The 23213-nt window shown below is 58.9% G+C and carries 13 protein-coding genes; 8 read left to right on the top strand and 5 right to left on the bottom strand.

Going from position 1 to position 23213, the window contains the following annotated elements:
* Window positions 1–40 precede the first annotated feature (40 nt).
* The 4 genes from GS630_RS03375 to GS630_RS03360 are packed head-to-tail and all read left to right on the top strand — an operon-like array spanning window position 41 to window position 6718.
* Entirely contained in the window at window positions 41–1048 is a 1008-nt protein-coding gene (locus tag GS630_RS03375) for a MoxR family ATPase (protein ID WP_171178382.1), read from the top strand.
* Window positions 1045–1920 carry a DUF58 domain-containing protein gene (locus GS630_RS03370; RefSeq protein WP_171711868.1) on the top strand — a complete coding sequence of 292 codons (876 nt, stop codon included), beginning with the start codon at window positions 1045–1047 and terminating at the stop codon, window positions 1918–1920. The genes GS630_RS03375 and GS630_RS03370 overlap by 4 nt, the downstream gene beginning before the upstream one ends.
* Window positions 1917–4679 (top strand): DUF4159 domain-containing protein, encoded by a 2763-nt coding sequence (locus GS630_RS03365; protein ID WP_171620269.1) that lies wholly within the window; start codon window positions 1917–1919, stop codon window positions 4677–4679. The genes GS630_RS03370 and GS630_RS03365 overlap by 4 nt, the downstream gene beginning before the upstream one ends.
* The gene (locus GS630_RS03360; RefSeq protein WP_171178375.1) at window positions 4676–6718 is read left to right on the top strand and encodes a hypothetical protein; all 2043 of its coding nucleotides are present in this window, start codon (window positions 4676–4678) and stop codon (window positions 6716–6718) included. Before GS630_RS03365 ends, GS630_RS03360 begins: the two co-directional genes overlap by 4 nt.
* On the opposite strand, the gene pbpC is transcribed toward GS630_RS03360, so the two are convergent.
* Both pbpC and GS630_RS03350 read right to left on the bottom strand, forming a co-directional pair.
* Complete coding sequence (gene pbpC, locus GS630_RS03355; RefSeq protein WP_371809133.1) at window positions 6715–8751, bottom strand: penicillin-binding protein 1C; 2037 nt, start codon at window positions 8749–8751, stop codon at window positions 6715–6717. The two genes, GS630_RS03360 and pbpC, sit on opposite strands and share 4 nt — an antisense overlap.
* Before the next feature lie 36 nt (window positions 8752–8787).
* A complete protein-coding gene (locus tag GS630_RS03350; RefSeq protein WP_171711866.1) occupies window positions 8788–14214 on the bottom strand; it encodes an alpha-2-macroglobulin family protein in 5427 nt (1808 codons plus the stop codon).
* A gap of 116 nt (window positions 14215–14330) precedes the next feature.
* Between GS630_RS03350 and GS630_RS03345 the strand changes: the two genes are divergently transcribed.
* The gene (locus tag GS630_RS03345; protein ID WP_171620265.1) at window positions 14331–16589 is read left to right on the top strand and encodes a response regulator; all 2259 of its coding nucleotides are present in this window, start codon (window positions 14331–14333) and stop codon (window positions 16587–16589) included.
* A 79-nt stretch (window positions 16590–16668) separates the two neighbouring features.
* Here the strand turns inward: GS630_RS03345 and yaaA are convergent, their stop codons facing one another.
* The 3 genes from yaaA to GS630_RS03330 all read right to left on the bottom strand — a co-directional run bounded on the left by yaaA (window position 16669) and on the right by GS630_RS03330 (window position 19978).
* A complete protein-coding gene (yaaA, locus tag GS630_RS03340; protein WP_171620263.1) occupies window positions 16669–17439 on the bottom strand; it encodes a peroxide stress protein YaaA in 771 nt (256 codons plus the stop codon).
* Window positions 17440–17572: 133 nt separating this feature from the next.
* Entirely contained in the window at window positions 17573–19612 is a 2040-nt protein-coding gene (recQ, locus tag GS630_RS03335) for a DNA helicase RecQ (protein ID WP_171234748.1), read from the bottom strand.
* Between the two features lie 78 nt (window positions 19613–19690).
* Window positions 19691–19978, bottom strand: a complete 288-nt coding sequence (locus GS630_RS03330; protein WP_171178365.1) for a YggT family protein — start codon at window positions 19976–19978, stop codon at window positions 19691–19693.
* 127 nt (window positions 19979–20105) lie between these two features.
* Here GS630_RS03330 and GS630_RS03325 point away from each other — a divergent pair, with 127 nt between their 5' ends.
* Genes GS630_RS03325 through GS630_RS03315 form a run of 3 tightly spaced genes read left to right on the top strand, consistent with a single transcriptional unit; the run spans window position 20106 to window position 23190 of the window.
* The gene (locus GS630_RS03325) at window positions 20106–21473 is read left to right on the top strand and encodes an MFS transporter (RefSeq protein ID WP_171620261.1); all 1368 of its coding nucleotides are present in this window, start codon (window positions 20106–20108) and stop codon (window positions 21471–21473) included.
* A complete protein-coding gene (mepA, locus tag GS630_RS03320; RefSeq protein ID WP_171620259.1) occupies window positions 21470–22333 on the top strand; it encodes a penicillin-insensitive murein endopeptidase in 864 nt (287 codons plus the stop codon). Before GS630_RS03325 ends, mepA begins: the two co-directional genes overlap by 4 nt.
* Window positions 22306–23190: an esterase-like activity of phytase family protein gene (locus GS630_RS03315; protein WP_171620257.1), complete on the top strand. Its 885-nt coding sequence runs from the start codon at window positions 22306–22308 to the stop codon at window positions 23188–23190. Before mepA ends, GS630_RS03315 begins: the two co-directional genes overlap by 28 nt.
* Window positions 23191–23213 lie beyond the last annotated feature (23 nt).

The following is a 23213-nucleotide window of genomic DNA, read 5'->3' as shown; positions in this document are numbered from 1 at the left end:
CGATACACTTCAATCATATTAGTCCACGGAAGGGAAAGTCATGACCGAACCTGCCGACCTCGTAGCCGAGATCGAAGCGCTGGAAAACAAGCTGCAAGAGGCCAAGGCCTCGATCACCCGCCGCTTCATCGGGCAGGAAAGGGTCGTGGATCTGACTCTGACCGCGCTGTTATGCGGTGGTCATGCCCTGCTGATCGGTTTGCCGGGGCTGGGAAAAACGCGGTTGGTCGAAACGCTTTCGACCGTGATGGGCTTGAACGGCAACCGCATTCAGTTCACGCCCGACCTGATGCCCGCAGATATTCTTGGGTCCGAGGTTCTGGATACTGCCGATGACGGTTCACGGCATTTCCGTTTTATCTCTGGCCCGATCTTTTGCCAGCTGCTGATGGCTGACGAAATCAACCGCGCCAGCCCGCGAACTCAGTCGGCTTTGCTGCAAGCGATGCAGGAACGCACGGTAACTGTGGCAGGCGAAGACCGCTCGCTTGGGACGCCTTTCCACGTATTGGCCACGCAAAACCCGATCGAACAGGAAGGGACCTATCCGCTGCCCGAGGCGCAGTTGGACCGTTTTCTGGTTCAAATCGACGTCGAATACCCGGATCGGCAGACCGAACGTGATATTCTGCTGGCCACGACGGGTGTGGAAGAGGAAGACGCGCACCAGATTTTCAGCAAGGAAGACCTGTTGGCGGCCCAAGTCCTGCTGCGCCGGATGCCGGTGGGTGAATCGGTGGTCGAACTGATCCTTGATCTGGTTCGCGCGTTCCGCCCCGAAGAAGCAGGCGCGTCCGAACGCGTTTCAGAAACCGTGGCTTGGGGCCCCGGTCCTCGCGCGGCGCAGGCGCTTATGATGACAGTGCGCGCGCGTGCGATGCTTCAGGGGCGGTTGGCTCCGAATGCCGAGGATGTTCTGGACATGGCGCGCCCGGTGCTGAGCCACCGGATGGCGTTGAACTTTGCGGCGCGGGCGCGCGGTGACAGCCTTGCCGAGCTGATTGACTCGACGGCTGCCGGTCTGATCCGCACCGAGGCTGCGGCGTGAATGCTGCGCTGACCCTTCGCGAAAGATCCGAGGCCGAAGCGTCCCGGGTGCCGCCGCTTTTGGCGCGGGCCGAGCATTTGGCCGGGACCGTCCTGTTGGGCGATCACGGGCGTAGGCGCTCGGGTATGGGCGATGATTTCTGGCAATACCGCCCCGCGCAAATCGGGGATAGCCGCCGGATGATCGACCACCGCCGTTCAGCGCGGGGGGATCAGCAGTTTGTGCGCGAGCGCGAATGGCAGATCGCGCAATCGGTGATGCTCTGGGTCGATCAGGGTGCTTCCATGCGGTTCGCGTCTGACAAATCGCTGCCGACAAAGGCGGATCGCGCCCGGCTGTTGGGGCTGGCAACCTCGATCCTGCTGGTACGCGGCGGTGAACGTGTCGGCCTTACAGGTACAACCTTGCCGCCCCGGCGCGGCAACGCGCAGATCATCCGTTTGGCGCAAGCCTGGTCTGAAGATGATCAAACGGATTACGCCCCGCCTGAACACCGTGCCATGATTCCTCATGCCCGCGCCGTGTTTATCTCGGATTTCCTTGGCCCCATGGACGAAGTTGAATTGGCCCTGACCAAAGCGGCTGACCGTGGCGTGCGCGGTGTGGTGCTGCAAGTACTTGATCCGGGCGAAGAGACATTTCCCTATCGCGGGCGCACCATTTTCGAAAGCGTCGGAGGATCTGTCCGGCACGAAACCCTCAAGGCGGCTGAGTTGCGGGACCGCTATTTGGCACGTCTTGCGCGCCGCAAGGATGCCCTGACGCAGTTGTGCCGTGCAACCGGCTGGCAACTGGGCCTGCATCATACGGGTGATAGTGCACAAGCGGCTCTATTGTGGCTTTATCGAGCTTTGGATGGGGGCACGCGATGACGGTTCTTGCGGGCATAGGCTTTACCGCGCCATGGGTTTTGCTGGGTCTTCTAACCCTGCCGATTCTGTGGCTGATTCTGCGCGCTGTACCGCCCGCACCGATCCGCCGGATGTTCCCGGCGGTTACGCTGTTGTTGGGGCTGAAGGATGACGAAAGTGTTTCCGACCGTACGCCATGGTGGCTGTTGCTGCTTCGGATGCTTGCGGCGGCAGCCATCATCATCGGCCTGGCCGGGCCAGTTCTGAACCCCTCGCGTGATGAGACTGGCACAGGGCCGCTTCTACTGGTGCTGGATGCCAGTTGGGCCGGTGCCACGCGCTGGTCGGCCACGCTGGATCAGCTTGACACGCAACTGACCGAGGCCGGACGCGCGGGTCGCACGGTTGCCATAATACGTTTGACCGAGCCGGAAACACCTGTTTTTCAAGCGGCGGAAGCATGGCGTGGGCGTCTTCCTGGTCTGACTCCGAACCCTTGGCAACCGACTGCAGATCAGATTTCGCAAGCCATTGCCGCTTTGGATGCAGTTGATGGCGGCTTTGACACTCACTGGTTTAGCGACCGTTTGGACTATACCCAGCATACCAGTTTGGTTTCTGCCGTGCAGGCACGTGGTGATGTGACGGTGTATCAGGCGGCATCCAGGCCCATTGCGATCCAGCCCGCGGCCTACCAAGACGGTCTTATCCAACTGACCGTGCAACGCGCGGGACCCGGCCCGGAAGAGCGGGTGACGGTTCTGGCGCAGGGGCGTGATCCGGCAGGCACGGCGCGGGTGCTGCATTCGGTAGACCTGACCTTAGATGCCGGGGAAACCACGGCGCAGATCGAACTGGCACTGCCGTCGGAATTGCGCGCGCGCATCACGCGTTTCGAAATTCAGGGCCAAAGATCCGCCGGGACTGTGACTCTGACCGATGACAGCTTGCGTCGTCGCGAGGTTGCGCTGATTGCCGGAACCCTGAACCGTGAAGGGCTGGAGCTGTTGTCGCCCCTACATTATCTGACACAGGTTCTGATCCCCACGGCGGATTTTGTCGATGGGGGTCTGCTTGAGGTTCTGCCTGCGAACCCAGATGTGATCGTTCTGTCGGATGTCGCGCAGATGTCGGATGCGGAAGAGACCGGTCTGATCGAATGGGTCGAACAGGGCGGCCTGCTGCTGCGGTTTGCCGGTCCGCGCATGGCAGCCAGCGATCTGGGGCGGGATACCGAAGACACCCTGTTGCCCGCGCGGCTGCGCAGCGGCGGGCGATCTGTCGGTGGAGCGATGAGCTGGGGTGAGGCCAAGACCTTGGCTCCGTTCCCCGAGAATTCACCGTTCTATGGTTTGGACATCCCAGGCGATGTGGTTGTTTCGACTCAGGTAATGGCCCAACCAGACCCTAATCTTGCGGATCGCGTGATTGCTTCGCTGTCAGATGGAACACCTTTGGTGACGCGCAAAGCGCTGGGATTGGGGCAGGTGGTGCTGTTCCACGTGACCGCCGATGCGGAATGGTCCAGCCTGCCGCTTTCGGGTCTGTTTGTCGAAATGCTGGATCGTCTGGCCGTGGCCTCTGCTGCGAAGTCTCGGCAAGAGACGCAGTTGCAAGGCACCACGTGGGAGCCAGTGCAGATCATGGACGGGTTTGGCACATTGTCAGACGCTGGCACTTTGGCTGGTGTGGACGGTGTGCAGTTGATTTCGGGACAGATCGGGCCGGATTTGCGTCCGGGTCTATATGAAAGTGGCAAACAGAAACTGGCGCTGAACGTTGTTTCCGAGGATACTGAACTTCGTCCGGTGGTCTGGCCTGCCAATGTGCCGATCAAGGGGCAAGAGGCCAGCACTGAAACGCCGCTGTCGGGTCTGCTGCTTAGCCTTGCTTTGATCTTGCTCACAATCGACGTGGTTGCGTCGCTGGCTTTGTCTGGCCGATTGGGCTTGGCGCGTGCTGCTGCTGGGGTTCTGGCGGCGTTTCTGCTGGTGCCCGAGGTTCAGGCGCAGACGCCGGAGGACACTGAGTTCGCCTTGGCAGCGACGCATGAACTTGTCTTAGCCCATGTGCTGACTGGCGACGCGCAGGTGGACGAGATTGCGCAGGCCGGTCTGCGAGGATTGGCGCAAACCTTGTTTTATCGCACCTCCGTCGAACCGGCCGACCCCATAGGTGTGGACCTTGAACGTGATGAGCTCGCATTCTTCCCGCTGCTCTACTGGCCGATTTCCCCGAGCCAGCCTCAACCTTCCGCCGAAGCCTATGCGAAACTGAACGCCTATTTGCGCTCGGGTGGGATGATCCTGTTCGACACACGTGACGCGGATATCGCTGGCTTCGGCGCGTCCAGCCCGAATGGCCGCAAGTTGCAGCAACTGGCTGCACCGCTGAATATCCCTGCGTTAGAGCCGATTCCACGTGATCACGTCCTGACCAGAACGTTCTATCTGTTGCAGGATTTCCCGGGCCGTTATTCTGGCACGGAAGTCTGGGTGGAAGCTGCGCCACTGGACGCGGAACAGATCGAAGGGATGCCGTTCCGCAACCTGAACGACAATGTGACTCCGGTGGTTATCGGCGGTAATGATTGGGCTGGGGCCTGGGCTGTGGATCGCAATGGGCAGGCCCTGCTGCCTGTCGGGCGCGGCTATGCCGGGGAACGTCAGCGCGAGTTGGCCAATCGTTTTGGTGTCAATTTGGTAATGCATGTGCTGACCGGGAATTACAAATCCGATCAGGTCCACGTGCCCGCCCTTCTGGACAGGTTAGGACAATGACCGGAACCGTCATATTCGACCCACTGATCCCTTGGCCTATTTTGGCCGCTGTGGGTGCGATTGCCGTGGCTGGGGTTGTGTTGGCCCTGTGGCGTGGCTTGTCGGGTTGGGCGCTGCGGGGTTTGGCGGCTTTGGTGGTTCTGGCGGCTCTGTCCGGCCCGGTCTATCAGATCGAAGATCGCGCACCGCTGACAGATATCGTCCTGATGATCGAGGATGAAAGCGCCAGCCAGACGCTTACGGACAGGGCTGAACAAACTGCACAGGCAGCCGAGGCACTTGCTGCTGAGATTGAGGCGCGCAACAACACGGAACTGCGCCGCATTCAGGTTGGCGACGGGGATGGGGATGAGGGCACGCAGATCATGGCGGCTCTGAATGAGGCATTGGCCGAAGAACCCCGCGCTCGGATCGCTGGCATTCTGGTGGTGTCGGACGGGATTGTGCACGATGTCGATCAGGCCCCGGACCTGCCTGCACCGATGCACCTTCTGCAAACCGGGCGCGAAAGTGATTGGGATCGCAGGCTTATCGTCCGCAATGCGCCGGCCTTTGCCATTATTGGCGAGCCGGTCACATTGACCCTTCGGGTGGAAGACAGTGGTGCGGCACCTGCGGGCGCGGCGACTGCGCCACTAGAGATTTCGGTCGATGGCGGCGCGCCGGAGCAGTTCAGTGTTCCCATTGGTCGTGATGTAGAACTGCCCATCACGCTGCCCCATGGCGGGCGCAACGTTATCCAGTTCTCTGTTCCGCAGGCCGAGGGTGAATTAACTGATCGCAACAACACTGCGCTGATCCAGATGAATGGCGTTCGGGATCGTCTGCGTGTTTTGCTGGTCTCGGGCGAACCGCACCCCGGTGGGCGCACATGGCGTAACCTGTTGAAATCCGACAGTTCGGTCGATTTGGTGCATTTCACCATTCTGCGCCCGCCTGAGAAACAGGATGGCGTGCCTGTCGATGAGCTGTCCTTGATCGCCTTTCCAACGCGTGAACTGTTTCTGGAAAAGATCAACGATTTCGATCTGATCATCTTCGACCGCTACAAGCGGCGTGGCATCTTACCTGCGATCTATCTGGACAATGTCACAAGTTACATCAATGACGGGGGCGCGGTTCTGATCGCCGCTGGTCCCGATTTCGCCAGTGCCGACAGTATCTTCCGATCTCCTTTAGCACCGATCTTGCCGGCGCAGCCTTCGGCACGGGTGTTCGAGGAACGGTATGTGCCGATGGTCAGCGACTTGGGGCAACGGCATCCGGTAACAACCAATCTGGGCGATTCCGAGGATTGGGGGGCTTGGTTGCGCCAGATCGACGTGAACCACCGCTCGGGCGAGGTTCTGATGACTGGCATCGAAGAACGGCCACTGCTGGTTCTGGACCGTGTTGGCGAGGGGCGCGTTGCGATGCTGGCATCCGACCACGCTTGGTTGTGGAGTCGCGGCTTTGAAGGTGGCGGTCCGCAGCTGGAGCTGCTGCGCAGGTTGGCTCATTGGATGATGAAGGAACCCGAACTGGAGGAAGAAGCGTTATGGGCCGAGGCGAACGGTCAATCCATGCGCATCATTCGCCAGACGCTGGAAGACGAGGTCGGGCCGGTTACGGTAACGCGTCCAAACGGTGAGACACTAGAGATCACTTTGCAAGAGGTCTCTCCGGGCCGGTTCGAAGCACAATACTATGGGCCTGAGATCGGTCTGTACCGGTTGCAGGAAGGCGACCATATGGCCGTGATTGGCCTTGGCCCCGCCGCACCGAAAGAGTTTGAACGCACCATCGCAACCGATGATGTTTTGGAACCGACCTTGGCTAGTATGCGGGGTGGCGTGATCCGTTTGGAAGACGGTTTGCCATCAATCCGCAACGTACGCGCAGGGCGTCCTGCGGCTGGTCGGGGCTGGATCGGTCTGACCCCGCGCGATGCCTACGAGACGCGGGATGTTACGCAGGCCGGTCTGCTGCCCCCTTGGCTGGTTTTGCTACTGGCAGGAGGGTTCCTGCTGGGCGGTTGGCTGCGCGAGGGGCGGCGCTAATCAATCCTGATTGCGGCCCGGTCCGATTGGCCCTGCGAATCCACCACAACAAGCGAGGTGAAACCGGCCCCCGGATTGGGGATTTCGAACTCTCGTTGCCGCTGTCCGGTCAGCACGGGCACGCCATCCGCCAGCACTGAAAATGGCGCGACACCCCCGCGTAGTTTGACCGTTAGGGGTGCTCCAAGTGTCTCTAACACGGCGCTTTCAGGCGGAAATAGCAGATTCGGAGCGGAGTGATCATTTTGGAAAGCCGCCGTGCGAGGTCGGAAACGTTGCAAGGGTTGGGGCAATTGCGCAGCGCCCACCAACAAGGTCGAGGGCGGCGGCGGGCGCAGCGGGGTAAGCGCGGGTTTCAGCAGGCTGAAGGCTTCGGCCAGAAGCGGCGCGGCAAGATCGCCTCCGAACGCGCCGGGAACGGGCGTTCCATCTGCACGACCTAACCAGACCCCAATGACGTGCTGACCGTCAAAGCCGATGGCCCAGGCATCTCGGTGACCATAAGATGTGCCGGTTTTGTAGGCCAGCGCCCCTGTCGCGCCGCCTGCGGGTGGTGAAAGCCCGGCCAGAATGTCGGCAACCTGCCAGGCAGAGGTTTCTGACATAACGCGCGGGGTTTGCAGCGTATCCCCCAAGGCATCGTGGTGCAGAATCGGGCCTTGTCCACCGCCTGCCAGAGCGGCGTAGATTTGTACAAGGTCGTGCAGACTTAACCCCACACCGCCCAATGAGATCGCCAAGCCGGGCGTGCCACCGTTCAGGCGCGGTTCTGATCCGGCCAAGCGTAATGCCACCATGATACGCGCTGGCCCCAGCGCGTTTGTCAGACGCACGACCGGAATGTTGAGCGACAATTGCAGGGCGTCCCGTACCCGGACATCGCCACGGAATGCCCCATCAAAATTGCGCGGGGCGTAGCGGCCAAACATTACGGGGCTGTCGCTGATCAGAGTTTCGGGATGGGCCAGTCCCTGATCGAAGGCCAGCCCGTAAACCAGAGGTTTCAGGGTCGATCCAGGCGACCGCAGTGCTTGTGTCATATCCACAAACCCCTGTCGGGCATCCTGATACCCGGCGGACCCGACTGAGGCCAGAACCTCGCCACTGCGATGATCGGCCACGATCAGAGCGCCAGACACGCGTGGTCCGGCGCGCGTGGCGGCCTGCATGACTATAGCTTCCAACCGGGCCTGTAACCCGGCATCAAGGGTTAGATCAAAGGCGCTTGTTTCGGGTGTTTGCCGCTTTACACGATCGGTCAGATGCGGTGCCAGGCGCGGAAATGGTTTCATCCGATCCGGCAGGGGCTCCGTCAGAGCTGCGCGTGTTTCAGCGGCTGTCAGGACGCCATGACGTTCAAGCCTGCGCAGAACCCGGTCACGTGCTTCTCGGGCTGCGTGTAGCTGGCGATCCGGGCGTCGAGCCTCTGGAGATTGCGGCAGAGCAACCAACAGCGCTGCTTGCGCCGGGGTCAACCGGGCTGCCTCTTTGCCAAACCACGCACGGGTGCCGGCGCGGATACCTTCCAGATTACCGCCGTAAGGCGCATGTGTCAGATAGAGGCTTAGGATTTGCTGTTTGGTCAGTTGCCGCTCCAACGCCAATGCGACCCTAACCTGACGGATTTTACCGCTCCAACGTCCCGTCGGCCCGTCCTCAATCAGCCGCGCGACCTGCATGGTCAGCGTAGACCCACCCGATACCTTACGCCCATTCCACAGGCTTTGCCCTGCTGCCCGCAGCAACGCTATCAGGTCCACACCGTGGTGACTCCGAAACCGCTTATCCTCGTACCGGATCAGCATGGAGGTGAAATTTGGATCGACTGTGCCTGGCTGCAGTCTCCAGATGCCATCCTCAACCGGGAACGCACGCAGGAGGTCTCCGTTCCGATCTCGTATCTCAACCGAGGTTTCGGCCAGAACAGGTGGTAAAACGGTGGCGTCGACCCATTGGTCAACGCCATCCCGTGCCAGCGCCGTCAAATAGAGGGCACCGACCAGTGCAAGCAGCAGACGCGACGGCCTAGGCACGACAGCCACCCGGGCATTGATATGTTGCAAAGCTGATCAATGAACCTCAACCCGACCGGTCGCTGTGCGTGCCCGATTCTGCGGGCGATACATATCCTCAACTGAGGCCGCAGGATGATGGAAGATACCCGGCGTAACAGCGCGCGCCACGTAGGCCAGCGTTACCGTTTCACCGCCGGACAGATCAACCGCAGCAAGGAAACGGTCAGAACGGAACTCGGTATGAGTTGCCTCAGACAGGTCCAGCCAGTCAAGCGAACGCACATCGCCTGAACGCAGCAGACTGGGGTTGTTGATTTCGATCCCGGCGGCAAGTGGATCATCGACCATCAGCCGCGCCCCGCCGCTTTCGAACGGGGTCACTGTCAGAACCGTGACAAACCTTTCGCCGGTTTCAAAGCTGTTGGCGTCAATCGGATCGCCATCCATCGAGTAATATTGCCGTTCGATCGAATAACCGGTGCCACCCGCCTCTGGCGGAACCTCAGGAATCCCGGTGACTGTCAGGGTGATGTCCGTGGCTTGGCCGTCACTTGCCGTGATGTTGACCTCATCCGCCTGACCAGATTGCAGAACCTGCACAAACGGACCAGCCACCTGAGAGCCGTTGACGGTCAAGCCCGATCCAGTCGGATCAGACACCAACGCATGTGCCGCCAGCAGAGACCACGTGGCCTCTTGCGTGGACAATGGCGCGCGACCGGCGCTGACACGTTGGATCAGTGCGTCGCGATTGACGGCCTCACTGCCCGCGCCCACGGCAAGAGTCAACAGACCTGCCGCATCCCGCAGGTGCGTGCCGTAATCCGCGCGCCAGTAATCTTCCTGCTCATCGGGGACCTGTTCCAACATGCGAGCGGCGCGGTTGAACATCGCGTCCGCCCGGGTCTGATCGCCGTAAGATGCAAGTGCTGCGCCCAATTGTGCGGCCGCCAATGGGGTGTCGAACGCATCCCCTTTGACATCTGCATAGTAGCGCAGATCACCCATCGATGCCGCGCCTTCTCGTGCCAAAACCATCAGGGCATAGGCAATATCCTGACCGCCTTCGTCGAAATCTGGCGCGTAGTTGACCCTATTTCGTAGGTTATCCATGGCCTGCGCAAAGGCGCGATCCGGCACAGGGTATCCCTGTGCGCGCGCACGGGACAGGAAGTCCGTCACGTAAGCGTCCAGCCAGAAATCCCCACTGTCTGCACGCCAAAGGCCAAAGGCACCATTGGCTGCCTGACGGGTCAGGATGCTGCGAATGGACTCTGCGATGCGCTGATCCACCACCGGACCGTCCCCCAGCCCCGAGGCCTGCGCGACGGATGACAGATAAAGCAGCGGCAGGGCTTTGCTGGTGATCTGTTCCGTGCAGCCATAGGGGTAACGGTTCAACTGATCCAACAGACCGGGCGTGTCGAACTTTGCCAAAGCTCCGGCGGATAAGATGGCCTTGGCCGAACCGGGCTGGAACCCGTCAAATACGTCCTGTGAAAACAGGAAGCTGTCCCCGGCCCCTAACGCGAAACGTCTTGTCTGTGCAATCACCGGATCATTGGCACGTATGGGCATGCGCAGGGTTTGCGACAAGTCGCGCCCGTCCGGTGTGGTGATCGAGACACTGATTTCGGGATCGCCAACAACGCTGGCTGTGACGGGGATGTCAAAGATCGCCTTGCCACCGTTCTCCAACACAAAGTTGGTCGGTGCCTCACCCAGTTTCAATCCACCGGAAGCCGTCAGACCAAGTACCATGTCCCCGGGTGTGCCATCGGCATGAACGATCTCAAGCCGCATTCGGCTTTGATCGCCGGGGGCAAGGAAACGGGGCAGGCTGGCGGTGACGACCACCGGATCGCGGACGATCATATCGGCTTCGGCCTGCCCGACCGCTTTGGGTGACCACGCGACAGCCATCAATCGGACAGTGCCGTTGAAGGCGGGTAGGGGAATGTCCACCTCAACCTCTCCGTCCGGGCCGACTTGAACCGGGCCGCTGAACACAGCCATCAAGTCTTGCGTCGGAGGCGGGGATTGGCGGCGCATGCCGTTGTCGGCGTCACCACCGGAACGGACGGTACCCATCGCTCCGGTCATGCCGTCGATCAGGCGCCCGTAAACGTCGCGCAGATCCACGCCAAGACGACGTTGCCCAAAGTAATATTCCTGCGGATCCGGGCTTTCGAATCCAGTCAGGTTCAGAATGCCCACATCCACTGCAGCCAGTGTTAGCCAGACAGGGTCATTCTCCGAGGCATTTTCGACCCTAACACGGGCTTTTTGCGTTTGCCGTGGAGATGTGACCTCGGGCACATCAATAACGACTTCCAGCTTGCGATCTGCTGGATCAATGGTGGCATGTGCCACGCCCATCGCACGCGCCGGGTTTTGACCTGCTGCGACGTTCATCGGGCGGATGACCGTGGCGGTGACATAAGCCCCCGCGCCCCAATCTTCGGTCACTTCGATCGGGATTACGGTTTCACCTTCCGGCACGTCCACCATTTGGCGATGGATCAGCCGGTTCGACAGGATTTCGATCTGGGCGACGCCCGCCATGCGCGGGACGATCCGTAACTGCGCGGTATCGCCTGCGCGATAGCTGTCACGGTCCAGCGACATCTCAAGCCGGTCTGGTGTGGTTGACGCATCCGCGGCCTGATACCAGCCCGCATAGAAATCGACAGCGGTTTCGGCATATGTGCCGTCGATGCGCTGGACGACCAGTTCATAACGGCCCCAATCCACGGGCTGCGCCAGTGTCAAAGGATCTGTCGAGATGTCAACTTCGCCGGTGGCAATGCGTGTGCGGCGGGTTGTCGGTTCCCAATTCCAGTTGCCGTACAGCTGATACCACTGATACCGCGTCTCGACCCGGTTCAGAGTCCAACGCAGACGCATCGGACTCGGGCTCAGATCAGGGGCGAGCGCGACGATCTGAAACGCCGCTTCGGTACTTTCGGGAACAACCTGTTCGAACAAAGGTTTGACACCGATCACCGGCTGCGGTGGCAGAACCGGAGCAGACAGGCGACGTTCAACCGGACGGCCAGAGCCATCGGTCAATCGTGCGATGATTTCAGCCTCAATGGGCTTTCCTTCAGTCTCTAACACTGGAATTTCGACGGCCACGGTGGCCTGTCCCGCCGCATCCGTGCGCGTGTTTCCGAAATAAGTGCTTTTGATCACGGCCTCAGCATCGTAGCGGCCAAAGCGGTAACCTTCGTACCCCGGAACGGTGTCCGCGGCGCGCGCGATGACCTGTCCGTCAATGCTCAGGTCAGATCCCGGCGCACCAAACAGATAGCGCGAATCTATGGAAAGCGGTGGGCTATCGCCGGGCCGCAAGGGCGCGTCGGGTAGGGTCAGATCGAAATCGATACGTTCAGGCAGAAAATCCTCGACCAGTACCGTCTGACGCGCCAGTGCCTCGCCTTTGGGATCAGATTTAATCTCAATCTTCCATGCTCCACGCGGTACGTCGATGGCGACAGGCAAAGCAAAGACATGCCCCCCGGCAATGCCCCCGTCCGAGACAGACCGACGGTATTCCACCCCGTCCGGACGATACAGGATCGCGGTCAGTGGCAACGCTTCAATGGCCTGTGCTTCACCATCTCGGGACAGCGCGGTGACATGGATGACCTCTCCGGCACGATAGGCACCCCGATCCGTGGTCAGGAAGACATCAACCGGCCCCGCAGGCGCGCGCCCTTCAACGCCGCGATCCGACAGATCAAAGGCGGGATCGGTGAGGGACAAAAAGCTGAAATCGCTGTCTCCGGCAGAGGCCATCACCAAGGCAGGCGCACTGGCCCCTTTTCCGCGGATCAGGCCTGGATCGAATCTGGCATAGCCCGTTTCATCGGTCCGCGCGGTTGCAATGACCGCGTTCGCATTTGTGACCAGCGAAACCTCGACGTCCTGACGCGGTGCCGCATCGCTGAGGCCGCGCACCGTTACGTGCAGCCCATCGGTGCCAAGCGCGGTGCTGATCCCCAGATCAGACAACACAAACCACTGCGTCGCGCCGGGGTCGTCATAAGGATCAGCCCCCGGAACACGGGCTGTCAGCGCATAGATGCCTGCAGACTGACCAGCGATGGCCTCTGCCATAGGAAGGCGCGCCGTCATGGTTTGGTTCAACTGATTGGATACCTCGGCAGTGCCGGTCCAGATATCCTCGGCAATCTGGTCCGAGAATTCCTCTTCCTGCCATTCGCTGAGCGGACGGCCAAAGAAGTCCTGTTGCACGGCTCGCAACAGGTTCCGGTCGCTGATCCGCCGCAGGATCAGATCCAGCTCGGTGACGTTGACCGTTTCGACCGGCAAAGCCGCATCCGCAGATTTCGGGAGGACATAGCTGCGCCCGGGAAAGCGAACCGAAGGCGTTCGGTCGCGCACGTAATGGGTCAGTTCAACGTTTCGGTTCAGTACTTCACCCGAGGCAGCTGGCAACCCTTGCCGCAGTGTCACGCGATATCGCTGGCCATGCGCGACCCCGTCGACGCAAAGCTGTTTATCCTCAGCCTGTACGACCAACCCGACATCGCCACGCTGCACAAACGGATCATAGTCCACGCCGGCCTTGACCAGGGGTTCGGAAAACTCAACACAGATCCGGGGGGCGGCAGCATCGCTTTCGACCGAGCTATCGACAACGCGGAAGCCATATTTTGCAATGGCATCGTCGAGTGCGGCCAACACATCCTCGCGCGGTTGCACTTGCTCGGCCAGGCGCAGCACTGGAACCATGTCACGCCCGCGCTCAACTTCTTCCAGCGCATTTGCCATAGTCATCAGAGCCATAATCTGGGTGCCCGGGGTCTCGGCGCGCAGATAGCCATTGATCGCAGCGTTCAATGCACGATTGCGCAAATCCCGTCGTTCGCTCCAGCCCGAGGGGTTCATAATCAGCAATAGTCGCGCGTATTCCACCCACAGGTCCGGCGCATCGCTGAGAGACACGGCAACGCCGGTCCATTGCATCGCTTGCGTCGCACTGCCCGCGCTACGCGCTGCGTCCAACACAGCTTTCAGGTCGTAACCGCCGGCAGGATGCAGGAATCCCAGGTTGCGCGCCTGATCTGTCGCCCGCTTCAAATCAGCAGAACCCAGAACGCTCAACGCTGCCGCACGGGTTTTGCCCAATTTCAGAGCCTGTTCTGAGGTCGTTACCTTTTGCGCGGAAAGCGCCCCTTGATACGCCTCCTGCCGGGTCACCCCGTCCTTGGGAAAGCAGGCATCGGATCGCGTGTTATAGGTGAAAGCAGTGCAGCGATCATTGGCCGAGCATGCCCGAATGCATGATTTCAGATCTGTGTCGAACAGAGCATCCAGATCTGACCCATAAAAGTCCGTGTCCCGGGTGGTTATGTAGCGGAAGTCAGGCACGGCGTTCTGCGCCAGAGCGGTGACGGGCAGTATCAAGAGTGAAAAGATATAAGTTATTGAAATAAAAACAAAGCGGTGCATGTTGCCCTCCTCTTTGTGCTCAACCTTGCATGGCGCGTACCTGTCACGCAACGGCTTAAACAGTTTTTCATTCTCTGCCGCGATGGTGGGACCGGAACGTCCCGGAATCGATTACCATGAGTCTTGCACACAAACTGGCACAGGAACGGCGCGCACGTCTGGCGGCCGAACGAATGCTGGCCTTGAAACAGGCCGAGCTTTCGGCGGCCAACCGTAAACTGGGCCAGCATGCGATGGCATTGACCAAACGCATTGGTGAGACTCAGGCCGAGGTTGAAACCGTCCGCGACGAGAATGAGAAGGTCAAATCCGACCTGACCGTCGCGAATGCCAAGATCGAGGTGGCTGAACGCCGTTTGTGGCATTCTATCCAAACCATTCAGGACGGGTTTGCCTTTTTCGACGGCGATGGCAGATTGATCGGAGCCAACACCGCTTATCTAAGTGTTTTTGACGGTTTGGATGAGGTGTTGCCTGGGATAACATATCCCCGCATTCTAGAATTGTTGACAACCGAAGGCATTGTCGACATCGGCGATGACACGGCTGATGCGTGGCGCGCCAGGATGCAGGCACGCTGGAAACGCGCTAATCCTCCGCCCATCGTACTGCAACTGTGGAACGGGCAATACATCCGCCTGATTGACCAGCGGGGAAATGGTGGTGACGTGGTTAGTCTTGCGCTCAACATCACGGCGTCGGTTCGGCATGAGACCGAACTGACAGCCGCGCGCGAGCGTGCCGAGGCGGCCAACCGCGCAAAGTCAGCATTTCTGGCCAACATGAGTCATGAAATCCGCACGCCGATGAATGGTATCGTCGGGATGAGTGAGCTGTTGGACGAAACCCCTTTGAACGAAGAACAGCGTCTGTACGTCAACACCATCCGCAATTCGGGTGAAGCCTTGCTGGTCATCATCAATGACGTGTTGGACTACTCGAAGATCGAAGCGGACAAGCTTGTTCTTCATCCCGAACATTTCGATCTGGAACGCTGCATTCTCGAGGTTGCGATGCTCTTGCAACCCAGTGTGCGCGACAAGGGCCTGACACTACTGGTGGATTACGACCTGTTCCTGCCCACTCTGTTTGTTGGTGATCCCGGACGGATACGACAGGTTCTGACCAATTTGGTTGGCAACGCGGTCAAATTCACGTCCGAAGGGCATGTTCTAATCCGGGTCACGGGTGTGCCCCACCCGGATAAACAGACCTGCGACATCCATGTTGCCATCGAAGATACAGGCATCGGTATCGAGGCTGAAAAAATCAGTCACATCTTTGGCGAGTTCAATCAAGTTGAAGACGAGCGCAACCGCCAATTCGAAGGTACAGGGCTGGGCTTGGCTATCACAAAACGGCTGATTTCAATTATGGGCGGCACTGTTTGGGTGGAAAGCGAACTGGAGCTTGGGTCCTGTTTCGGGTTTCGCATCTCTCTGCCCACCGCCGAAGGCAAGCAACCCGAGCCGCCGAATCTGGCAGATTGCGTCAAACACGTGATGGTGGTCGAAGATCTGGCCGTAAACCGGGCAATTCTGGCGAAACAGCTAGGCCAGCTGGGTGCTGAAGTGACTGTCTGCGCGTCGGGCAGAGAGGCGCTGTCCTTGATGAATGATCAGATAGAATTGGTGCTGAGTGACCATGATCTGCCTGACATGGATGGGCTGGACCTTGCGACCTCACTCAAGGATCGGGGATGGGGTGACTTGCCGATCATTGTGATGTCCGCAAATCCCGCATTGATCCACGCCCATCCGGCGCGCGACCTCGTAAGTGGCGTTCTTCAGAAACCCATTCCCCGATCAGAGCTGTATGCCAGGTTGATGACTCTGAAAGCCTCACCGCAATCTGATCGAGCGCCGCAGCAGACAAAGTCAGAGTCTAATAAAAAGGATTCCGGATCAAAAACGCTCCGGCGAATGAAGATTCTTGCAGCCGAAGACAACCGCACTAATCAATTGATCCTGAAAAAGATGCTCAAGACTTTGAACATTGACCTACGATTTGCATCTCATGGGTTTGAGGCGGTTGATATCTATCAGAAGTTCGAGCCTGACTTGATTTTCATGGATATTTCAATGCCCAAGATGGACGGCAAACAAGCCACTGCCGAAATCCGTAGGCTCGAAGTTGAAACCGGCCGACACGTCCCGATCGTTGCCCTGACCGCGCACGCGATGGCTGGGGACGATGAGGGGATATTATCGGCAGGACTCGACCACTATTTGACCAAACCGCTGCACAAAACCCTCATTCATCAGATGATCTTGAACCACCAACCCAGTAACGTGAGACCTGTTGATAAATCCGAACCCGAAGAGTTCATCACAAACCGCTGCGATCAAAAACAGGATCCTGCTTCATCTGGCTAAAAATACCTCGGGGAGCGCGAGGGGCTGGCCCCTCGCTTCCTTCCGTGGCCGCAACCGCGACCAGGTGTTTCAATGATGTTCAGGCTGTATAGGGCCTGACAAAGACCGGTTTGTCCTCTTCAGACAGGTCAGGACGGTATTCATACCCACCAGTGTCAAATTCCAGCAGGGCCTTTGGGTCGGTCAGACGGTGCTGAACGATATATCGCGCCATGGCACCGCGAGCCTTTTTGGCAAAGAAACTTACGATCTTCGGGGTCCCGTTCTTGTCTTCCAAAAACACCGGTGTGATGACCCGCAGTTTCAGCGCTTTCAAGTCAACCGCGCCAAAATACTCCTGACTGGCGCAGTTGATCAGAAAGTCACTTCCAATCTCTGCTCCTTGGGTATTCAGCGTTTTGCTGAGTTGGTTGCCCCAGTATTCATACAGGTTCTTGCCGCGCCGAGTTTTCAGCTTGCTGCCCATCTCCAGCCGGTACGGCTGAATCGCATCCAATGGGCGCAGCACACCGTACAGCCCTGACAGAATGCGCAAGTGGTCCTGGGCCCACGCCAGTTCCTCGGCATCTAGAGAACTGGCCTCAAGCCCTTGGTAAGTGTCGCCAGCAAAAGCAAGCGCGGCAGGGCGCGTGGCCTCGGCCTCGGGCGTATCCGAAAAGGTGCGATAGCGGTCGCGGTTCAGGCGTGCCAGATCGTCGCTCAGGTTCATCAACTTTTTCAGATCGCGAAGTGTCAGGTTGCGGGCTGTTTTAGATAACCGGATCGCGTCATCCTGAAAGTCGGGTTGTGTGACCGCGACATCCCGCTCTGCCCAGTCCAGCCGCTTGGCCGGGGAAATCACTACCAGCATATCCGCCCTCTTTCCTTACCTGCTTTGGTGTATCTAGGTCGTTTTGCGTGTTACCAAAAGAGCATTTGTCGAAAGGCGCGGTCGACCATAGGGAGAGGCAGCGTCTTTTGACACGATTGAAACGTAAAACGAACTAGCCCGCCTCACGCAGCACGTCCAGAAAGGCAGCGCCAAACCTTTCGTGACGTCGATCACCCAGCACCGTCTCGATCCCGCGTGGGTCATCGGGGCGCATTTGCGCCACCTTTGCCAGTTGCGAGGCAGAACAGGTCAGTGGCTTATCAATCCCCTCGGGACCACGCGACAACTGAGATTGCACTTCGAGTAAACGGTCATAGATCTCACCCTGATCGCGCCCGGCCAGTTTGCGCCGCGCAGGGTGAACGGCCTCGACCGCGCCTACAATGACTTCAAGGAAAGTGTCGCCATAGCGTTCCAACTTCTTGGCACCAACGCCGCCAATTCGAGCCATGTCATCCAGTGTTGTGGGTCGGTTTTCAGCCATTTCGATCAAAGTGCGGTCTGGGAAGATGACATAGGCCGGCACGCGCGCAGACTCAGCCAGTGCTCGGCGTTTCGCTTTAAGTGCCGACAGCAGCGGAGCGTCTTCTTCGGATACCATGGCTTTCACTGCGGGTCGGCGCGTGGCTTTTCGGATCGTATCTTTGCGCAGATTAATCTGCGCCTCGCCTTTCAGGATCGGCTTGGCAGCTTCGGTCATGCGCAATGCACCGTGGCGCTCTGGATCTGGGCGGACCAGATCATGCCCCATCATCTGCCGGAAAATCGCCTGCCACTGAGGGCGCGACCAGTCTTTGCCGATGCCCCAAGTGGACAGATCGTCGTGACGACGCGCGCGGATTTTGTCGGTCTCGTTCCCCAGCAGAATATCGATCAGATGGCCCGCGCCAAACCATTCCTCGGTGCGCAGGATACAGGAAAGGGCCATACGGACGGGGGTGGTGCCGTCGAAGACCTCGGGCGGGGTGTCGCACAGGTCGCATTTGCCACAGGGCGCAGCCTGTTCACCAAAATAGTCCAGTAAGGTTTGACGACGGCATTCCAGCGCTTCGGCCAAGCCCAACAAAGCATTCAGCCTGGCATGATCTGCCATGCGACGCTCGGGCGGGGCCAGCCCCTCGTCGATCTGCGATCGCCGAAGGCGGATATCGTCAGGGCCGAACAGGGTAAGCGTTTCGGCAGGGCCTCCGTCACGGCCCGCGCGCCCTATTTCCTGATAATAGGCCTCGATGGATTTGGGCAGGTCAGCATGGGCCACCCAACGGATATCGGGTTTGTCGATGCCCATGCCAAAGGCCACGGTGGCCACAACTATCAGACCGTCCTCGCGGGCGAAGCGGGTTTCGACGATGCGACGATCCTCGGGGTCCATGCCACCGTGATAGTGGCAGGCTGTGTGCCCTTCGTCGCGCAGAGCCTTAGCCAACACTTCGGTCTTGTTGCGGGTGCCGCAATAGACGATGCCGGATTGGGTTTTGCGTGCGGCTGCAAAATCGAGGATTTGTTTGCGCGGCCCGTCCTTGGCTGCAAAGGCCAGATGGATGTTAGGCCGATCAAAACCCCGCAGAAACTTGCGCGGTTCGATGCCGTCAAACAGTTTTTCGACAATCTCGTCTTGCGTCTCTGAATCCGCCGTGGCGGTGAAGGCTGCAAGAGGAACGTTCAGCGCGCGCCGAAGTTCACCGATCCGCAGGTAATCTGGACGAAAATCGTGACCCCATTGGCTGACGCAATGCGCCTCGTCCACGGCGATCAGGCTGACATTGATCCGGCGCAGCATGCCCAACGCCGACCCGGCGGCCAGACGTTCAGGCGCCATGTAAAGCAGTTTAAGCCGCCCAGCTTCCAGGGCTTCCCACACCGCGTCGGTCTCTTCGGGTGTGTTGCCCGAGGTCAGTGCCCCGGCTTCAACCCCGGCTTCCTGCAGTCCGCGCACCTGATCACGCATCAAGGCGATCAGTGGTGAAATCACCACCGTCACCCCGTCGCGCAGCAAGGCAGGAAGTTGATAACACAGGGATTTCCCGCCCCCGGTCGGCATGATCGCAAGCACGTTTTCGCCGGCGGTCACGGAATCGACAATCTCTTCCTGTCCGGGGCGGAAGTCATCGAATCCAAAGACATCTCGCAGCAGGGGTGCGGAGTCGAACATCTGCGGGGTTGCCCTGTTTTAAGGTTTGTCTGCTCTTAAGACAGGACAATCACATACTAAGATTTGGTGAACAAGAGGTCAGTAGAAATAGGGTGCATTGTTGATCAGGATGATCCGCAGCGCATAGACCCCGATCAGGACCACCAAAGGTGTTAGATCCAGCCCGCCCATATTGGGCAGGATGCGACGGATGGGGCCGTAAATAGGCTCTAATATGCGGTTCAACCCGTACCAGATTTGCGCAACCAGTTGCTGGTGCAAGTTGAGCACCTGAAAGTTTATCAGCCAGCTCATGATCACATGGGCCAGAATGATGAACCAGACAACGTCCAGGATCAGCAGCAGGATTTGGATCAGCGACAGCATGGGTTCTCCGTTTTCTTGTTCGCCGAGACCTAAGCACCACAGCGGCAAAGAGCAAGTGCCTGACACTCAACGCTTGCGAATTGACCCAAACCCCCGTCTTATAAACACAACAATAACAGAGGCAGAGATGGCAGAGATTTCCAAACGCAGGCGCATCTGGGGCTGGTGGTTCTTTGACTGGGCCAGTCAGCCATATCACACCCTGCTGGTCACGTTTGTCTTTGGCCCATACTTCGCCGGGGTGGCCGCCGGATATTATGCCAACAGTGGATTGGATGCCGAAGCCGCAGCCGCGCAGGCACAGACGGTCTGGGCGAACTGCCTGACGATTACGGGGCTGATCATTGCTTTCGGTGCACCATTGTTGGGGGCGATGGCGGATGTGTCGGGGCGCCGTATTCCGTGGATTTTTGCGTTTTCGGTCATGTATGCGGTTGGGTCCGGCGCGTTGTGGTATACGATGCCGGATGGCTCGAACATGTGGCTGATGCTGTCGGCCTTTGGGCTTGGTTTTGTTGGCGCGGAATATGCGCTGATCTTCATCAACTCGCAGCTGCCCGATCTGGGCGACGACAGTGAAGTGGGCGAGATTTCGGGCTCGGGCTTTGCGTTTGGCTATTTTGGCGGCCTGATCTCGCTGGCCATCATGTTGGCGCTGTTTGTTGAACAGGCGAACGGGAAGACACTGATCGGGATGGAGCCAGCCTTGGGTCTTGATGCGGCGACCCGAGAAGGCACACGTTTTGTCGGCCCGTTTACGGCTGCTTGGTTCATTCTGTTTATGGTGCCCTACTTCCTGTGGGTGCGCGATGACGCACCAAGTGAAAAAACGGGCAGTGTGGGTGAAGCGCTGCGGCTACTGGCGAAATCAGTGTCTAACCTGCGTCATCGCGTCAGTCTGGCCAGCTACCTCGGCTCGTCGATGTTCTACCGCGATGCGCTGAACGGGCTTTACAGTTTTGGCGGTGTTTATGCGCGGCTCGTGCTTGAGTGGGATTTGATCAAGATCGGCGTCTTCGGGATTGTCAGCGTTTTGGCAGCGGCGGCATTTTCCTGGGTCGGCGGCAAGCTGGACAGGAAATACGGCCCCAAACCCGTGATCATCGTTGCGATCTGGGTTCTGATATTCGTATGCGCCACTGTGGTCATGATGGATCGGACGCAAATCTACGGCATCCAGCTCGAAGAAGGGTCAAGCTTGCCGGATATCGTTTTCTTCGGCTGCGGTGTGTTGATCGGTGGTACGGGCGGTATTCTGCAATCGGCCAGTCGCTCGATGATGGTACGCCACACAGATCCGGAGACGCCGGTCGAAAGCTTTGGTCTCTATGGCCTGTCAGGGCGCGCGACTGCTTTTGCTGCACCTTTGATGATCGGGATTGCAACAACCGCAACCGGCAGTGCGCGTCTGGGGGTGTCACCGATCATTCTGTTGTTTATTCTAGGGCTATTCCTGATGCGCTGGGTCAGACCGGAAGGGGATCAGAGCAGATGATTATACAGCGTTTTTTGATAATTTTGGCCGCGCTTACTATTGCGAGCACAGCGGCGGCAGAGCCTCTGGCAAAGCAGTTGTTTGGGGCACAAAAGGTCAGTTCACAACAAAAAGCAGCAGCCTTCGGCAGTTATTCGCGCGGATGCGCTGCCGGTTCGGTGCAATTGCCGGAAACCGGACCAACGTGGCAGGCCATGCGCCTGTCTCGGAACCGCAATTGGGGGCACCCAGAGGCGATTGATTACGTGAAGGACCTCAGCAAGTTTGCGGCGCGACAGCCGGGTTGGAATGGTCTCTATATCGGGGATATCAGCCAGCCACGGGGTGGTCCGATGACGTCGGGCCATCGGTCTCATCAGTTGGGTCTGGATATCGATATCTGGATGCTGCCGGGGAACAACTTGCGCCTCAGCCGCAAAGCGCGCGAGAATATCTCGTCCATTTCGTTGCGACGCGCGAACGGTGCCTTTGTAAACGGGAACTGGACGAAACAGCACCATGCAGTTTTGCGCGAGGCCGCAAAAGACAAGCGCGTTGCGCGCATCTTCGTGTTTCCCGGTGCCAAGGTGCAGATGTGCAACGACGAAAAAGGCAACCGTGCCTACCTGCGCAAGATCAGACCATGGTGGGGGCATCATTATCATTTTCACGTCCGTCTGAAATGCCCTCGTGGATCGAAAGGCTGCGTCAACCAAGACCCGCCACCCAAGGGCGATGGCTGCGCACAGGCGCAAGAATGGGTAAACAACATCCTCAATCCGCCGCCACCTGATCCAAACGCCCCAGCCCCCAAGAAACGCCGGGAGTATGTTCTGGCCGATTTACCACAACAATGCGCAGCTGTTTTGCAATCCAACTAACCGCCTTTCTGTTTGTGGCTACGGCAGTCGCCGCGGTCGAGATCAAGTCCGCCACGTATCTGCACAGCTTTGAGTGGCGTGATCCGGCAACCTGGTTCGGGGGGTTCTCGGCATTGCAGGTTTCGGATGATGGTCAGCAAATTCTGGTGCTGAGCGACCGGGCCAGGATGGCGACCGCGCAAATAGAACGGGACAGTGGTCGGATCACCAACATTCGTGTTTTGGATCAGTGGCGGATCTTATCCAGCCAAGGGCACATCATGAAGGGTGGTGTCGGCGACTCCGAAGGGCTCGCATTGGCGCCAAGTGGTGGAGTTTACATCTCGTTCGAAGGGGTGCACCGGGTCGCGTATTATGCAGCACGGGGGGCAAGGTCGCGAGTTTTGCCTCGGTTGCCCGAGTTTGACGACCTCGCCGACAACGGGTCGTTCGAAGGTCTTGCCATTGATGCACGCGGCTGGCTTTACACGATCCCGGAAAAAGACCGTACCGCTGACGGGGACATCCCGGTTTACCGTTGGAATGGCGATGCATGGTCGATCCCTTTTGTATTGCCACAACGCGAGGGTTTCAAACCAGTCGGCGCTGATTTCGGCCCGGACGGGAAATTTTATCTGCTGGAGCGTAAGCTTGGATTCATCGGGTTCCGCTCTCGGCTGCGTCGATGGGAGGTGACGGATGACGTTCTCAGCGCCGAAGAAACCCTGTTCGAAACCGCAGCTGGCATACATGACAATCTCGAAGGGGTGTCAGTCTGGCGCGACGGTCAAGGCCGTTTGCGGGCTACGATGATCTCGGATGACAACTTTCTGGCCCTGCAGCGGACCGAATTGGTGGAATATCTGCTGCCCGATTGACTCGCGGCCTCCAAGGGTCTAAA

Origin of the sequence: Ruegeria sp. HKCCD7303, assembly GCF_013111185.1 — a bacterium.
Classification (GTDB): domain Bacteria; phylum Pseudomonadota; class Alphaproteobacteria; order Rhodobacterales; family Rhodobacteraceae; genus Ruegeria.
Note: the sequence above shows the minus strand (reverse complement) of the source record. Positions and strands in the feature narration are given on the sequence as shown.

What these genes read in the sequence shown, in the direction of transcription:
- GS630_RS03360 (WP_171178375.1), top strand. Translation starts at nt 4,676, where the DNA reads ATGACCGGAACCGTCATATTCGACCCACTGATCCCTTGGCCTATTTTG.
- GS630_RS03375 (WP_171178382.1), top strand. Translation starts at nt 41, where the DNA reads ATGACCGAACCTGCCGACCTCGTAGCCGAGATCGAAGCGCTGGAAAAC.
- GS630_RS03345 (WP_171620265.1), top strand. Translation starts at nt 14,331, where the DNA reads ATGAGTCTTGCACACAAACTGGCACAGGAACGGCGCGCACGTCTGGCG.
- yaaA (WP_171620263.1), bottom strand. Translation starts at nt 17,439, where the DNA reads ATGCTGGTAGTGATTTCCCCGGCCAAGCGGCTGGACTGGGCAGAGCGG.
- GS630_RS03365 (WP_171620269.1), top strand. Translation starts at nt 1,917, where the DNA reads ATGACGGTTCTTGCGGGCATAGGCTTTACCGCGCCATGGGTTTTGCTG.
- GS630_RS03330 (WP_171178365.1), bottom strand. Translation starts at nt 19,978, where the DNA reads ATGCTGTCGCTGATCCAAATCCTGCTGCTGATCCTGGACGTTGTCTGG.
- GS630_RS03315 (WP_171620257.1), top strand. Translation starts at nt 22,306, where the DNA reads ATGCGCAGCTGTTTTGCAATCCAACTAACCGCCTTTCTGTTTGTGGCT.
- mepA (WP_171620259.1), top strand. Translation starts at nt 21,470, where the DNA reads ATGATTATACAGCGTTTTTTGATAATTTTGGCCGCGCTTACTATTGCG.
- GS630_RS03350 (WP_171711866.1), bottom strand. Translation starts at nt 14,214, where the DNA reads ATGCACCGCTTTGTTTTTATTTCAATAACTTATATCTTTTCACTCTTG.
- recQ (WP_171234748.1), bottom strand. Translation starts at nt 19,612, where the DNA reads ATGTTCGACTCCGCACCCCTGCTGCGAGATGTCTTTGGATTCGATGAC.
- GS630_RS03325 (WP_171620261.1), top strand. Translation starts at nt 20,106, where the DNA reads ATGGCAGAGATTTCCAAACGCAGGCGCATCTGGGGCTGGTGGTTCTTT.